Genomic DNA, 14185 nt, shown 5'->3' with positions numbered 1-14185 from the left:
TTCACCTGTCGAAAGTCTGTACCTTTACCGTATGGAGTACAAATCTCTGCCCGCTGCCCGACTGTCCGGAACATGTTGAAAGAGTAAGGAGCGAAGGATATTCATCAAATCCAAGTCCCGACGGCATCTCGTACATGGAATTTTGCTTTATATACTTAAGATAGTCGTCATACTCCTTTTCATTTGTCACCTCTGTATAGCTGTAGGACCCTTGTTTTGTCCTGTAATAGCCAATTATTCTGTACTTAAAAATATGATCCTTGGTGTAAATGTAAACAAAGGGATTATCCTTTATCACATCCTCGCCGCCCGACTTATATATGGACTTAAGAGAGCCGAACATGGAATTGTTCTTCATATTATGGCCAAACACCATGTCGCTGTAGCCACAGAAATTCTCATCACTGAGCACATCCATGAAAATACAGCCGGCTTTGTTGTACTTTCCGTCAAAGGTTTTATAAAGATACTGATCTATACTCTGCTCCTTTACAACAGGGTAGTTAATCTTGGAAACAGCCGGAAAATAAAGCCATCCGATAAAATCAGAATTAATCTCATAAAGAGCATCAAAATTGATATCAAGCTTGGGATAAATTCCTATAACTTCGCCATTTTCATCCTTAACAACTACATCCTCTATGCTGTCTTCCTTCTCAGTTATGTAGTCATTCCTAAGCTCTTCATACTCATTTACTGCAATGGCATATTCCTTCTGATCCTTATAGATCATAACGCTCTCGTAAATGATTATTCCAAGAAGCACAAGTATTGCAATAACCCTTAATACTCTGATAACAATGCTCCCGCTTCTGTTCTTTTTATCAGTTTTACTTTCATTACCCTGACTCATTTATGTTCCCTTTTTTATGGCGTTATCCCCAAATTTGCCCTTGATAAGCCTTTCCATTTCAGTAAGCTTCTCCTGCTTTTCTTCCTTTATCTTTTCCCTTCTGATCTCCTCTTTGCCCGTGGCAACCCAGTCGAAAAGATTAACCTGCCTGAATTCTCCATTATCCAGGTTATCGACACCAACGCCCACAAGCCTTACTCCGGTGCCTTCTTCAAAAAGGCCGTTCTCACCGCTAAGAAGATTGCCCAAAAGCAGCATGGCATTTTCATATATCACATCTGCGCTGTCCGTGGATTCAGATAATCTTATCTGCCTTGTAAAGCGCTTAAAATCAGAGGTTTTAACCTGTGCAGTGACAGTCCCTCCAAAAACTCCGTCCTTCTTTAGTCTGCCGGAAACCTTCTCCGAAAGATGCCGTACCACCGGCGGAAGGTCCGTATCAAAATTCACGGAGGTTATATCCCCCGGAAGCGTGGTCTCATTGGAATAGCTCTTTGCATCCTCCTGCTCTGTATGAACCGTATCCGAGCCGATTCCGTTGGCACTGGCATAGAGATATTCGCCAAACTTATCGCCAAGCTGGGATTTCAAAAAATCCAGACTCTGCTTTGCTGCATCTCCTATGGTTTTAATTCCTATGGATCTTAGCTTTTCCGCACTCTTTTTCCCGCAGCCATAGAGATCTCCGATATCAAGAGGCCACATCTTTTGCTGAATCTCATCAGGGAAAAGCGTATGAGTCCTGTCAGGCTTTGTAAAATCACTTGCCATCTTGGCAAGAAGCTTATTGCTTGAAATTCCCACATTAACCGTAAATCCAAGCTTGCTTCTTATCTCAAATCTTATGGCAGCTGCCACATTAAGAGGAAAAGGCTCATCATATTCGGAAGAATTCTGAATTTCATCATAAAGCCGTTGTCTATCCTCCGGGCTTAATGCAGCACCCTCTTCATCATTCTCAAAAAAGGCCATAAAACGCTGCGTAAGAAGCTTTCGAATATCGATATCCTTTAAATCCGTAACATCAAGGTATGCCTCATCTATGGATACCTGCTGTAAAATTTCCGAATAGCATCTCAAAATATCTATGAAAGCTCTCGAATAGGTTCTGTAGGTATTAAAATCCGATTTTACCAGCACCAGCTTGGGACACTTTTGAAGAGCACTTGTAATCGGCTCAGCGGTCTGAATTCCATACTTCTTGGCAGGAATGGATTTAGCAGTTACTATTCCATGTCTTGTTTTTATATCTCCGCCTACAACGGAGGGAATTGTCCTAAGATCTACTGCTGTCGGATCATCCTTTAATCTTTTCACAGCAGACCAGGACAAAAAGGCCGAATTTACATCAATATGAAAAATTGTTCTGTTCATACGGCCTCCCCAAAAATATTAGTACTTTGCGCCTTTAGCGCCGCTCTTCTTAAAGAGCTTCTTATATTTTGCCCTGTACTTTGTAAGGGTCACAATCTCTATGCCCTTCTTCGTCTTTCCAAGGGCATTCTTTCCAACCTTCTTAAGCTTTCCTGAGCAAATTGTCAGCTTTGAAAGCTTCTTACAATTATAAAAAGCTCTGGTTCCTATTTCCTTTACACTTGAAGGTAATGTTATGCTTTTAAGCTTTGAGCATCCTTCAAATGCACTGTCCCCTATCTTTACTATAGATGTTGATATGGTGATTTTTTTCGCCTTCTTGCATCCACTGAAGGCTCCCGGAGCAATCTCTGTAACATGATAGGATACTCCGTTATGACTGATCATGTAAGGAACCTTGTAGCTTGCCTGCTTTCTGTTTACAGGTCCTGCGTAAGCTACAGTATTTTGGGATGCAGAAATTATATTATAATTCTGGCCCTTAACCGTAAGCTGCTGCTCAGCTGATTCAAGTCTCTGCGGTGTTTCGTATCTTCCTGTCGAAGAATCACCATTTCCGGAACCCGATCCACTATTATCAGATTTTTTCCATACAGCATAAAGAGTGAGCTCGGCTTCGTTATCAGCATCTATTCTGCCAAATCCCGCAGCTGTTGTGGATGCACCTGTTGCAGAGAACTGAGATTTAATTAAGGAATCTGTAACTTTTATAACATCGCCGGTAACATATTCAGGTGTTGTAGCTCCGGGAGTCCTGCTCCAGCCTATGCATTCATAGCCGTCCTTTTCGAAAATGCACTCTTTAATCGTAATGTCATCATGAATAGTCATTATACGATGAGACTCTTTTTTCTCATCAGGGAAATAGGATACCTTAATTTCCAGTGGCATTACGTAGAACTGCAGATCAATCTGAGTGAATCTGCCATTCTCGTCACCGGCCCTGGATCCATTATTTCTGACACCTGTAACCAGGTAATACGGATTACCCTCGGACGGAATAGTTGCAGTGGCACTCATGTCACCGGTGCCGGACTTACATTCGCCATAGGAAATCCGAGATACCTTACTGAAATTGGAGCTCGGATTTATATTATTAACACTTTTTTCATCCTGCTTATAGACGGAAATTTTACAGAAGGAAGAAGATCCTACATTACTGTATCCGACAGTTATTTCATCCCCTCTCTTAAACAGGAACTCTCCTGCAGGGAACTGATTGGACAGAGCATTTATGGATTCATTGTTATAATTGAAAATATTTGTGGTATCAATCTGATATGTGGTTGCAAGAACTGTTATTGAAGTCATAACAAGCATAGCCGCCGCGGCTACGATGCCAAGCTTCCTGCCTTTACCAAACTTATTGAAAATTTTGAAACTATGGTTACACGAATTATCAGCGCTTATAACCTTTCTGATTCTTTTCATTCTTAAACTATCGTTGCTTTGCATAGAAATCCCCCTCTTCAACAAAAAACATAACCACTTCTTATATTATACCATTTTTAGCAAATTACGACTCGCCACATATATATCAAAAAGCTCCATCAGCGTTTTTATACTGACAGAGCTTTTGTTTTGGATAAACACGTCGGTTTTTATGAAATTATTTTCAAGCTACGGATCTCTTGGCAACAACCTTTATTCCCTTATTGGGATCGGGGCAAACAACCAGATAAACTGTGATGCCAAGAACTACAAATTATAATAAGCGTCAAAATCATTTGCCGCTTACTATTGCGCTATACATCCGAAAGCCTCTACATGGTCACCTTGTCTCGCATTCTGCCTATTGCATCCATTGCAAGCCTTGATCTCTCACACTCTTCTGTAGTAAGTGATATCTGCCAGCAAAGCTCAGAGCCCTTCATGTGCTCTGATGCATAGGACAGACCGTTGGTCCTCTCATCAAGGAACGGGCGGTCTATCTGATTGGGATCCCCGAGAAGGATTATCTTGGTATCCTTACCTGCTCTTGTGATGATACCCTTGGCCTGGGCCGGTGTCATGTTCTGTGCTTCATCGATAATAAGATAGGTCTTAAGAATAGAGCGGCCTCTTATGAAGTTGAGAGCCTCGCACTGAACAATGCCTCTCTCGAAGACCTCCTCTGTTTTATCCTGAAGTTCCTTCTCATTCTTGTAGCGCTCTTCTTCGCTGGAATCAATGAGCTGTTCCAGGTTATCAATGATAGGTCTCATAAGAGGACCTATCTTGTCCTGCTCATCGCCCGGAAGAAAGCCTATATCATCATCAAACTGTGAATTCGGCCTGCACACAAGAATTCGTCTGTACTCGTCTGTTGGACGATTGATCATCTTTTCAAGACCTACAGCCAGTGAATAGAAGGTTTTAGCTGTACCTGCCATTCCCTTTACTATTACAAGCGGTGCCTTGTCAGCAGGCTGCATAAGAGCTTCCTGAAGGAAGTACTGTCCTGCATTTCTCGGCGTTACGCCGTATGGCTGTGCCTTTTCAAACTCAAGCTTCTTAATTACTCCATGATCGACTCTTCCCATCTGTGTCTTGTTGGTGGACTGATCGCTCTGAAGTATTACAAATTCATTTTCATATAGCTCCGGCTTAACCTTTTCCCCCTTTTCATCGCAGATGTACACTGCCTCTACCGGAACGCCTTTTCTCCTAAACTCCTTAAAAATCTCCTCCGGTGCAAATACTCTGATACGGCCGGAGTACTGCTCGCCATGCGATACAACCTGCTCAGTAGTAAAGTCCTGAGCTTGTATTCCAAGGAGCTGCGCCTTGATTCGCATGAGAATGTCTTTGGTTACAAGGATGACCTTCTTTTTCTGCGTATCTGAAAGTCCCTTACATACTCTCAGGATACGGTTATCGGATTTGTATTCCACCATATCCTTCGGAAGCTCCACGTCCTTATAGTTCTTCTCAACTCTAAGCATGGCGCCATCCTGCAGCTCTACCCCTTTTGTCAGATCTCCTTTCTCCCGCAGCGCTTCAAGCAGGCGGATAACTTCTCGGACATTGGCACCGCGCTCACCCTCGTCGCGTTTGTGCGTATCCAGTTCTTCAAGTACCACAAGCGGCAGAACGACGTCATTATCGTCGAAGCATCTCAGCGCGTGCGGAGCCTGAATGAGGACGTTAGTATCGAGTACATAGATCTTTTTCATGCACCTTCTCCCCTCTGCTTATAATAGATAACATTTCCTGCTTTCACAGGGTATTATCCTTTTGAACAATTATACCATATTTTGTATTTAGAGTGAGTTTTAATTACAATAAATTGTGTTTTTGAAGAAAATTTTCTGATTTTCAAATGTGAGAATTTAGGCTATACTAAAGATATCTATGAAGTTAAATTCTTTGGGGAGATTAAGGCTTTGGCACTTTTTGGGCGAAACACTTTCGACGAACTTGATAACGACTATATACCGCTTGAAGAATTTGCTCCTACCTTAAGTAAGCAGGAGGTTGTAAAGCGTCACAAGCTTGCTGAACTCATTGCCCCAATCCGTGATATTCCCATGGCTCTTCGCGGCAGACGCGATCAGATTGAAAATGACCTTAATGCTTTTTGCATAGATCAGGATGAGGATTTTGAAGACCTTCAGAAGGCATTTCTTGCCATGAGAGAAAACCAGATAGGTCATATTGATGATGTGATCACACTGCTTAATACCATGGAACAGGTAAGAAACGCTGCGGATGAAGTAAGCAGCGCGGTTGAGGAGGAGCCTGAATCTCCGGAACAGCGAGTATTTATGGCAGAAACAGAAATCCCTACCATAAATCTTAAAAAGCTCTCCGAGGAATACATGCCGGATCCGGAAATGGTTGAGCAGATAAGAAGCTACTCTTCCTTTTCCCATATATTAAAAAAATCTACAGAATATGCCGTATCAGCAATAAATCAGTATCACGAGCAGGTTAAGAATCTGTCCGCCAGACAAAAGGAGCTTGGCGAGCTGGCTGCTGCCGCAGACCTTTTAGCTCTCCATGCAACTATAGATGCCACCCATATGAGCGAAGAAAGCCGCGAATTCTCCACAAAAATCGCAGGAGAAATAAGTGACTTATCAAGAAAAATCCATGAGCTCTCCGCTTCCCTTGATGCAGAGCTCGGAGTACTGGAGACCGGCTACAATTCAGTACATTCCTCAATGCATACTATTGAGTCCGCCCACAGAGACTGCACTAAATATATGGATATGTATTCATCAAACTGCAATGAATATTACAGGCAGAGTACCAATTACACCAATATCCTTATAAGCAGCCTATCTACTCTGAACCAGGAATTTCGCGAGACTCTTAAAAAGAAGGACGCCGCAACTGAAGATTACCTCAAGGCCTTTGATTCCTTCTGCAAAAAAATATCTAAGAATTACAAACAGATTCACACCAAGAATGAAGGGCTAAAAAGTGTCATCGACGGCTGTATAAGAGGTGCCGCTTCTCTTTCAGAGGAAATGGATACCACCATGAAGCTTATAGGCGAAATACGTGAATCGCTGTTGGCCATAAGAAAAACAGACAGTGTGAGAAAGTCAAAGTATTCAAAGGCTCTTCTTAAGGCTTTTGATCAGGACCTTCTGTGGCTGAGTAATAAGATTGAATCAACCTTTGAAAAGGCTGAGGAAACAGACTAAACGCAAAGGACCGATGCTGCAAAGCACCGGTCCTTTTCCCTCATACAATTAAAACCGCAGAACGATTTATAAATTCTACTGTTAAAAAATTCATTTGTTATAAAAAGATTTTATCATATCACCGCAATAAATCAATATGCATATCAAATTTTGCAATGTTTTTATTAAAAATTGCTCTCTTTTTATATCCCAGAAACTAATTATTAGTTTAACAGATAATCCCCATTTTTCAAGCCCTTTCGATGGAAACTTTATAAAAATTATCGTTTCCTTTAACTTTTGAGTGATTTACCACACTAAAATTTCATATATCTGGGTCGTCCGGAGCTTACCACATAATCCTCTGCACAGATAAATGCCACAAGCTTTCCCCTGTAGTAAAACTCTGTTCTGTTGCCTCCATGCCCGTTCATCACAAGGTTTACGGAATCGATCCTTATACAGTCCGCAGACTCGCTATACCAGATATCTGAAACATTTTGTGCGTAGGTAATAACAAAATCCTTGAGCTCACAATAATGGAATCTGTCATAGGTTATCAGCATTCTTCCATGGGGGCTCTCTTTTCTGCCGCTCTTTGGAATTCTTGCTGCAACAACCTTGATCCTTCCGCTTTTCATGCGTCTAAAGGACGCCATCAGCTCATGCCCCTCTGAAAGCGCCTGATATAAAACGAAGGGATGTGTGCTGCAATAAAGTCTTTCACTGCCATAGCCCAGTCGCCTTCTTAGCTGAGTAAGTGCAAGTCTCACCCTGGCAAGAAAAGCCTCATCCTCTGAAGATCGTCTGACCTGAAGACGCAGTGTAACAGCGTACTCAGCCTGAAGGTAATAGAAGTAAGCCTGGGCGATATCCACAGGGCCTCCCTCTCCCTTTCTATACATATCTCCTATCTCATAGGCTGCTTCTGCAAATCTGCATCTGTAATGCCCGATTCCTTCACTTATAAACTTTTTCAATTCCGTGCGGTACTCATGTCGCTTCTTAGTGCGTATGCCTACCCTGCTCTCATCTCTTTCTTTCATAGTCCCTATGATAGCATACTTTACCTTGCTTTACACAGTGGTTTTAATCTCTTATAATCAGCATGAAGACAGTTTTTAAGGAGGAGTTATGAACGCAGTTAAGCGAAAGTTTTCACATCTTGGATTTGCACTTATAGCATACCTTATAATTGCGAACGTTCTAGGATCAATATCTTCAGGAATCTATACATTTATCAAAATTTTAACAGAAATGATAAGCACGGCATCAGCCGGCGGAGATCTTACACAATTCACAGATCCGGCATATATAATGTCTGTATCAGGAAGCCTTTCTTCAAATGCATTGCTTCTTGTAATCATCTCAATGGTGCCCGGCTATTTTATCGGTGTTCCGCTTACACTTTTAATTCTTAACGCAGGAAAATACAGGGATGTGCCCCTTAAGGGACTTGATTTCTACACTCCCTATGAAAAGACCATGAAAAGAGATCTGTCCCTGAAGGAATTCTTAATGTTCTTCTTATTTACATTCCCCATGGGCATTATCGGATCTACGGTCGGCGGAGTTCTTGCAGCTGTATTTACACGCCTTACAGGCTATGATATGACGAACGTTCTTGACTCAGTTCTTGTAGGCATGAGTCCTGTAGCGGTACTAATTTCAACAGTAATCCTTGCACCGATATTCGAAGAAATACTTTTCCGCTACGGTGTTATCGGCTATGCAAGGCGCTATGGCGAATGGAACGCCATCATTGTATCAGCAGTAATATTTGGTCTAATCCACACTAACGTTTTCCAGTTCTTCTATGCATTTTTACTAGGAATAATGTTTGGATACATCTACGTATATACAAGGCAGCTTAAATACACCATCGGCCTTCACATACTGTTTAATTTCTTTGGTGCCTTTGTTCCGCTTATGATTTCACCGGATGCCAGCATGACACCTGCGCTTGCATTTTATTCAGGCCTGCAGTATTTGGTAGCGGTCATCGGTCTTGTATTCCTTATTCTGTTTATTAAAAAGGGAAATCTGATAAAGGCCACAGAAGGCTCGCCGGTTCCCGGAATTTGCAGCAAGGATTCCTTCCTGAACTTTGGAATGATAAGCTTTATCATAGTGTGCCTTGTTCTCACAGTATTTATCGGCATGTCATCTTCGATTTTGGAATCACTTATGTAAAAAGACATAAAGCTGCCCCGATAGGCTAAAAACCTATCGGGGCTTAATTATTTTCAATATCAAATTTACAGCATCTCTACTCTCTGCTGTGAGAAATCAGCGAAGCCATTCTTATACAGCTCCTGGACAAATTCAATTGCACTCTGTCCTGATTCTTCAATGGGAACATCCTGACTGTAGATGAACTCAATCTTGTTTCCGTTTGCCATAATAAAGTTTATCTGGGTACCGATGATCTGTCCGTCACCTACATCCATTCCTACTACTTCGACATCAGTTACTTCTCTAACTCTGCCTGCTGCGAATAATACTCTCATTTGATGTCCTCCTTAGCTTTACTCGTCATCATCTCCTGCATCACTCAGCTCATTAAGCTTGTGTGCCTGCTTATAAATACCATCAAGTGCCTTTCTGAATGCTTCAAACTTATCAACTGCATCCTGGGCATTTGTAAGTCCATCATTGGAAAGAGCTGCAACCTCTTCACTGGTAGCTGACAGGTTGGAAATACTGTCGTTAATCTCATTTGTGGATTCATTGATAAGCTCCATGCTTCCACCAATATCATTTATGTTGGAGATAAGCTCTGCTACGTTGTGATCGATTGTCTCGAATGCTGCTGCAGTATCATGAATAACTTCATTCTGAAGCTCAACGGATTCAACAGTCTTATCGATACTCTCCATTGCCTTATTTGCATCATCAGTAAGCTCTCCGATAATCTTTGTGATCTCACTGGATGCATTGTTTGTCTGCTCTGAAAGCTGTCTGATATCATCAGCAACTACTGCAAAGCCTTTTCCTGCTTCACCTGCTCTTGCTGCCTCGATTGAAGCATTAAGCGCAAGGAGGTTGGTCTGCTTGGAAATCGCCATGATAGAACCAAGAATCTTCTGAACATCATCTACCTTATCAATAACTGCCTTTGTGGAGTCAGCAGTAATATTACTTGCATCTCTAACGCCTCTGGCCTTATCTCTGAGAACTTCAATAGTCTCAGCAACCTTAGAAACGATTTCCTGAGTATTCTTTGAGGATTCGATCATCTTTTCGCGCTGAGTATCAGCAACAGCTGTCTGCTCTTTAATCTCAGATACTTTCTGAGCTTCATCAGTAACGGCCTGTGCCGTACTCTCTGTAGATGTAGCTATATCGCGCATTCCGGAGCTTGTATTTTCAATAATCTGCTCAAGCTCTTCCACATTCCCCTGAGCCTGATCAAACAGCTTTGAGATTCTGTTTGCAATCTTGCTCATTTCCTTGGATGTAGCTTCCTGAGTTTCTGTATGTTCCTGAATTGTAGCGTTATTTTCTTCATTAAATGCGAGAATAAGTGAAATCGAGAAATATGCTGACATTACGCACAAAAGCGTTGCAATACCGAATATTGCAACCTCTGCGCTGACTGAACCCTTTGAGATAATTACACGAAAAGCCGTAATGACGGACATAATTCCAATCGCTGTGCTTCCGCCAATTACGATTCTCTTATTCATGTAGATCATAGATGAAAACAGGATTGCAAGTCCAAATACGCCGCAACCGATCTGCACTTCTACCAGCATAACAATTATATAGGAAACCGTAGCCCCCAACATGATCATCGCTGCACCTGTCTTGTTATCTCTAAACTTAATCGCAGCCACATTCATAATTACTATACTTATCGCAAAAGCAACAAGTTCGAGGACTCTTCCAACAGTAAATCCACTCTTTGTTCCCTCATAAATAAAAGCAATGGCACATACCACCACTATGATCATACAAACTGTAAGTGCTCTTTGATTAGCTCTTTGGAATTGTTCCTTATTCATCTTTTTTCCTCCTGATTAGGATAATCGATATTCAAAATACACCTACAGATATTTTATCAAAATTAACGAAATAAAGTTCTAAATTTTTACTAAATAAAGCCCCTTTCTATTTATACTTAATTTATAAATTAACTTTTATCCTTGGCGCTTTTTGGCTTACTCCAATCAGTGTAAAGCTTACCGCTTCCGCTGTTTTTATAGCCTCTAATGCGAACGTAATATTTACCCTTCTTAAGTTTTTTAACCACCTTTGAAGTAGTCGATGTTTTCTTAATTGTGATAGTTTTTACCTTTTTGCCAAAGCTCTTATCTGTGCTGTACTGAACCTCATATCCGTTCAAGCCTTTGGCAGCCTTTTTCCAGGTAATCTTCATCTGCTTTTTGCCTGCTGAGACTTTCTTAATTGCAGGCACTTTAAGCTTACTGTCGACATTTTCTGCTTTTTGCGTTGTAGCTGAAGATGAGTCCGCGCCCGTGCTTGTAGCACTTGGATTCTGCGGCTTATCAAGTTCCTTTTTCTCATCATCCTTCGGAGCCGGCTTCGGTACCGGATCTTTGGGCTCTTCCTTGGGCGGGAGATCAACTGCAGGTCCCACCACTATAACAAGATCCGAATTTATTTTGGTAGTTAAATCGTCGGTTAAATGACGTAAAACTATTTCTGTTTCTTTGCTTCTGGCATCAACATGCGTGCAATTCATCTGACCTATTGTGACCATGGTTGCGTTCGGAGAGCCAACAAACATCGCCATACTCTTTTTATCTTTGTTATCCCAGGATATTTCATATTTTATGCCATAGTAATCTACTACTTTTACTTTCAGGTTAGATGGCACTTTCATCTTATCGCTGCCACTCAAAGTATATGTTTTTGAAGCAACTACTGCATCGGTTCTTTTCTGATAATCCTCCAATGTATCGCAATAATTTTGAGATTCATAGTTTTTACTTGCAAAAACATATAGCTTTATTGTTCCTGAATAATTGTATCTTTTCAAAAGTCTGTAATCGACTTCCTCATAGACTTCATTAGCCTTCAATTCCTTGTTGTAGACTCCGGAAAGCAGACACTCTTTTCCGCCTGATTTCTTGTAGGTGACAAGAGACGTATAATATCCATCAAAGGAGGCCTTGTAGTGTATTTTATTTTTCACAAACTTAACTTCGGTGGGAGCTTTTAACTTAGCCTCAGCCCTTACAGCCACAGAAACACCGCCAAGCATAATAAACACACAAAAAAATGCTGCTATTATATTTAATTTCTTTACCCTGTTCTTTCTCATAACTATTTCCCCTAAAATCATTAAGACTTATCCTGTTATACCAGGCCTGCTCTCTTACTTTACAGATGCATTAGTCTGCTTTTTGATTCTTGAAATAACCTTTTTCTTTGAGTTTCCTTTTACGCCATTAACCTTAATAGTTGCTCCCTTTTTAAGCTTCTCGAAAGCCCCTTTACCGACAGCAAGCTTTTTGCTGCAGGTAACAGTGATTTTTGAAAGCTTCTTGCAACCCTTAAACGCATTCTTTCCTACAGATTCCAATTTTGAAGTGATGGTAAGCTTTTTAATTCGTGTATTACCCTTGCAGGCATTGTCAGCTATAGCGCAGACACTGTACTCTGCGCCGTTATGTGTAACCTTTCCAAGCTTAACGCTTCCCTTTGCGGTTATAGAAGTAACCATTACCTTCTTATCGCCAATAATCTGATAAGTGATTCCTGAATCTGAAAATGTATTTCCGGAAGATGCTGTTTTATCTGCATTTTTAGTATTGGTTTTTGTATCTTCTTTGGGACTGTCCGGTTCTGCAGGCTTCTTTTTCAGTAACCTTGCATTGCGGTATATGTTGCTTTTATCAGAAGGAAGTATTGCTGTATATATCTGGTCAGAATCAGCATATTCATCATCATTATTGTCTATTGCCATTTCTGTATACATATCTATGGACTTGGCAGTCTTTTTGGGCGAAATAACACACGCGAAGTCACTGCCTGTATTAAGCATGGAAGTGACATCGGTGTCCTCACGGATCGTTAAACCGCTGAGATTTACACCACTTAAGGATGTACAATTCAAGAACATACGATTCATGTCTTTTACCTTTGATGTATCAAATGCCGATAAATCCAAGTGATTTAAACGATAACATCCACTAAACATTGAATGCATATCTTCTACATTTGATGTATCGAAATCATCCAAATACAGCCACCCGATCTGGCCTGCCCTGTAAAACATACATTCCATGGTTGTTACCTGAGAAGTATCTACTACCTCATCATCAAAGCTTATATTATCCAAAGTCCTGAATGAGGCAAACATAAAGTCACAATCAGGATTAAACTTAATCTTATCGGGGCTGTATACATATATAACGTTCCTGCCTTCGGTGAAATATGCATAGACATCGTTTCCTACAACCACCTTGGTAGGCAATTTTTCTATTCTTTTCTTATTATTTGTAAATATAATTGAATCAATTATCGTATCTTCTGATGTCCCGATAACTACCTGATTGGCATGCTCTTTAATTATGGTATTAAATCTTCTGCCACTATAAAGCATTCCTTTTTCCGGATTAACAATGACTTTTGCCTGGGAATTGATGGACGAACGTCCAAACACTAAAAAAAGACACAGTAAAACTGCGCCTGAAGTTACAAACTTCCCCCAAAATCTCTTCATTACAATTTCCCCTTTAACTTCCCTTACTGAGAAATCACTTTTTTCTTCCCCTCAACAAACCAAATTATACCAAACAGTTTCCTTCCGCTCAACAAATTAATCCGCGATGGAACTTTGTTTTCATTAAAAGTTCCGGCGCGGATTTTCATCACTGACGATCGTAGTAGTCTTTGCCACTACAGATAAAATATGTACGGATATAGCCGTCTGTGGAGACAAAGGCTATCTCGTCTGTTGCTTCAAGATAGTAGACATCATCACCATCCTCTGCCTCATATTTATGAAGCGCTTCAGGATTATTGATAAGAGCATTAGCAGCATCAAGGTATGCCTCCGGGCTATCAAAGCCCATCTCGATACCGTGCTTATCATAGTGACTGTCACGCTGCTTCTTAGTCCTGAAGTAGCGATATTCATTCTTCTGTTCAATAGCTTCAATTGCCGCTGCTGTGGCATCGTCCTCTTCAACAACTGATGTCTTTTCCTCAAAGGACGAAACCACTCCTGAATTTGCATCGTCCTCAGCCTCCTGCCAGGTGGCAAACTGGGGATATATGATTATATACATAGCGCAGAAAAACAAAAGCACTATCATTCCGGTTGAATAGGTCTTAGACATCTTGGGACGTCTCTTATTATTTTTCATGACAA

General features: G+C 41.0%; 12 protein-coding genes. 2 read left to right on the top strand and 10 right to left on the bottom strand.

The annotated features are described in order from the left end of the window. Nucleotide 1: 1 nt before the first annotated feature. The 4 genes from G608_RS19350 to G608_RS0100250 all read right to left on the bottom strand — a co-directional run bounded on the left by G608_RS19350 (nt 2) and on the right by G608_RS0100250 (nt 5382). Nucleotides 2–853, bottom strand: coding sequence for a class B sortase (locus tag G608_RS19350; protein WP_051208645.1), 852 nt, complete (start codon nt 851–853; stop codon nt 2–4). Beyond that, nucleotides 854–2227 carry a DNA polymerase Y family protein gene (locus tag G608_RS19345; protein ID WP_035794230.1) on the bottom strand — a complete coding sequence of 458 codons (1374 nt, stop codon included), beginning with the start codon at nt 2225–2227 and terminating at the stop codon, nt 854–856. Between the two features lie 18 nt (nt 2228–2245). Beyond that, on the bottom strand, nt 2246–3682 hold the full coding sequence (locus tag G608_RS0100255) for a leucine-rich repeat domain-containing protein (protein WP_081677233.1): 1437 nt from the start codon (nt 3680–3682) through the stop codon (nt 2246–2248). Between the two features lie 308 nt (nt 3683–3990). Beyond that, nucleotides 3991–5382: a PhoH family protein gene (locus tag G608_RS0100250; protein ID WP_026494303.1), complete on the bottom strand. Its 1392-nt coding sequence runs from the start codon at nt 5380–5382 to the stop codon at nt 3991–3993. A gap of 210 nt (nt 5383–5592) precedes the next feature. On the opposite strand from G608_RS0100250, the gene G608_RS0100245 reads away from it, so the two are divergent. After that, nucleotides 5593–6861 carry a hypothetical protein gene (locus tag G608_RS0100245; protein WP_026494302.1) on the top strand — a complete coding sequence of 423 codons (1269 nt, stop codon included), beginning with the start codon at nt 5593–5595 and terminating at the stop codon, nt 6859–6861. A gap of 296 nt (nt 6862–7157) precedes the next feature. On the opposite strand, the gene G608_RS0100240 is transcribed toward G608_RS0100245, so the two are convergent. Beyond that, on the bottom strand, nt 7158–7886 hold the full coding sequence (locus tag G608_RS0100240) for an SEL1-like repeat protein (protein ID WP_026494301.1): 729 nt from the start codon (nt 7884–7886) through the stop codon (nt 7158–7160). 88 nt (nt 7887–7974) lie between these two features. Here G608_RS0100240 and G608_RS22030 point away from each other — a divergent pair, with 88 nt between their 5' ends. After that, nucleotides 7975–9033: a CPBP family intramembrane glutamic endopeptidase gene (locus tag G608_RS22030; RefSeq protein ID WP_051208644.1), complete on the top strand. Its 1059-nt coding sequence runs from the start codon at nt 7975–7977 to the stop codon at nt 9031–9033. Nucleotides 9034–9098: 65 nt separating this feature from the next. On the opposite strand, the gene G608_RS0100230 is transcribed toward G608_RS22030, so the two are convergent. The 5 genes from G608_RS0100230 to G608_RS19335 all read right to left on the bottom strand — a co-directional run bounded on the left by G608_RS0100230 (nt 9099) and on the right by G608_RS19335 (nt 14180). Next, nucleotides 9099–9350 carry a hypothetical protein gene (locus G608_RS0100230; protein ID WP_026494300.1) on the bottom strand — a complete coding sequence of 84 codons (252 nt, stop codon included), beginning with the start codon at nt 9348–9350 and terminating at the stop codon, nt 9099–9101. An 18-nt stretch (nt 9351–9368) separates the two neighbouring features. Next, entirely contained in the window at nt 9369–10847 is a 1479-nt protein-coding gene (locus tag G608_RS0100225) for a methyl-accepting chemotaxis protein (RefSeq protein WP_026494299.1), read from the bottom strand. Between the two features lie 128 nt (nt 10848–10975). Beyond that, on the bottom strand, nt 10976–12130 hold the full coding sequence (locus G608_RS0100220) for a fibronectin type III domain-containing protein (RefSeq protein ID WP_026494298.1): 1155 nt from the start codon (nt 12128–12130) through the stop codon (nt 10976–10978). A gap of 54 nt (nt 12131–12184) precedes the next feature. Then, nucleotides 12185–13534, bottom strand: coding sequence for a BspA family leucine-rich repeat surface protein (locus G608_RS0100215; protein WP_026494297.1), 1350 nt, complete (start codon nt 13532–13534; stop codon nt 12185–12187). Between the two features lie 148 nt (nt 13535–13682). Continuing rightward, a complete protein-coding gene (locus G608_RS19335; protein WP_155833187.1) occupies nt 13683–14180 on the bottom strand; it encodes a hypothetical protein in 498 nt (165 codons plus the stop codon). Nucleotides 14181–14185 lie beyond the last annotated feature (5 nt).

Origin of the sequence: Butyrivibrio sp. WCD3002 (assembly GCF_000424265.1) — a bacterium.
In the GTDB taxonomy this organism is placed as follows: domain Bacteria; phylum Bacillota; class Clostridia; order Lachnospirales; family Lachnospiraceae; genus Butyrivibrio.
This window is presented reverse-complemented; position numbering and strand designations above follow the sequence as displayed.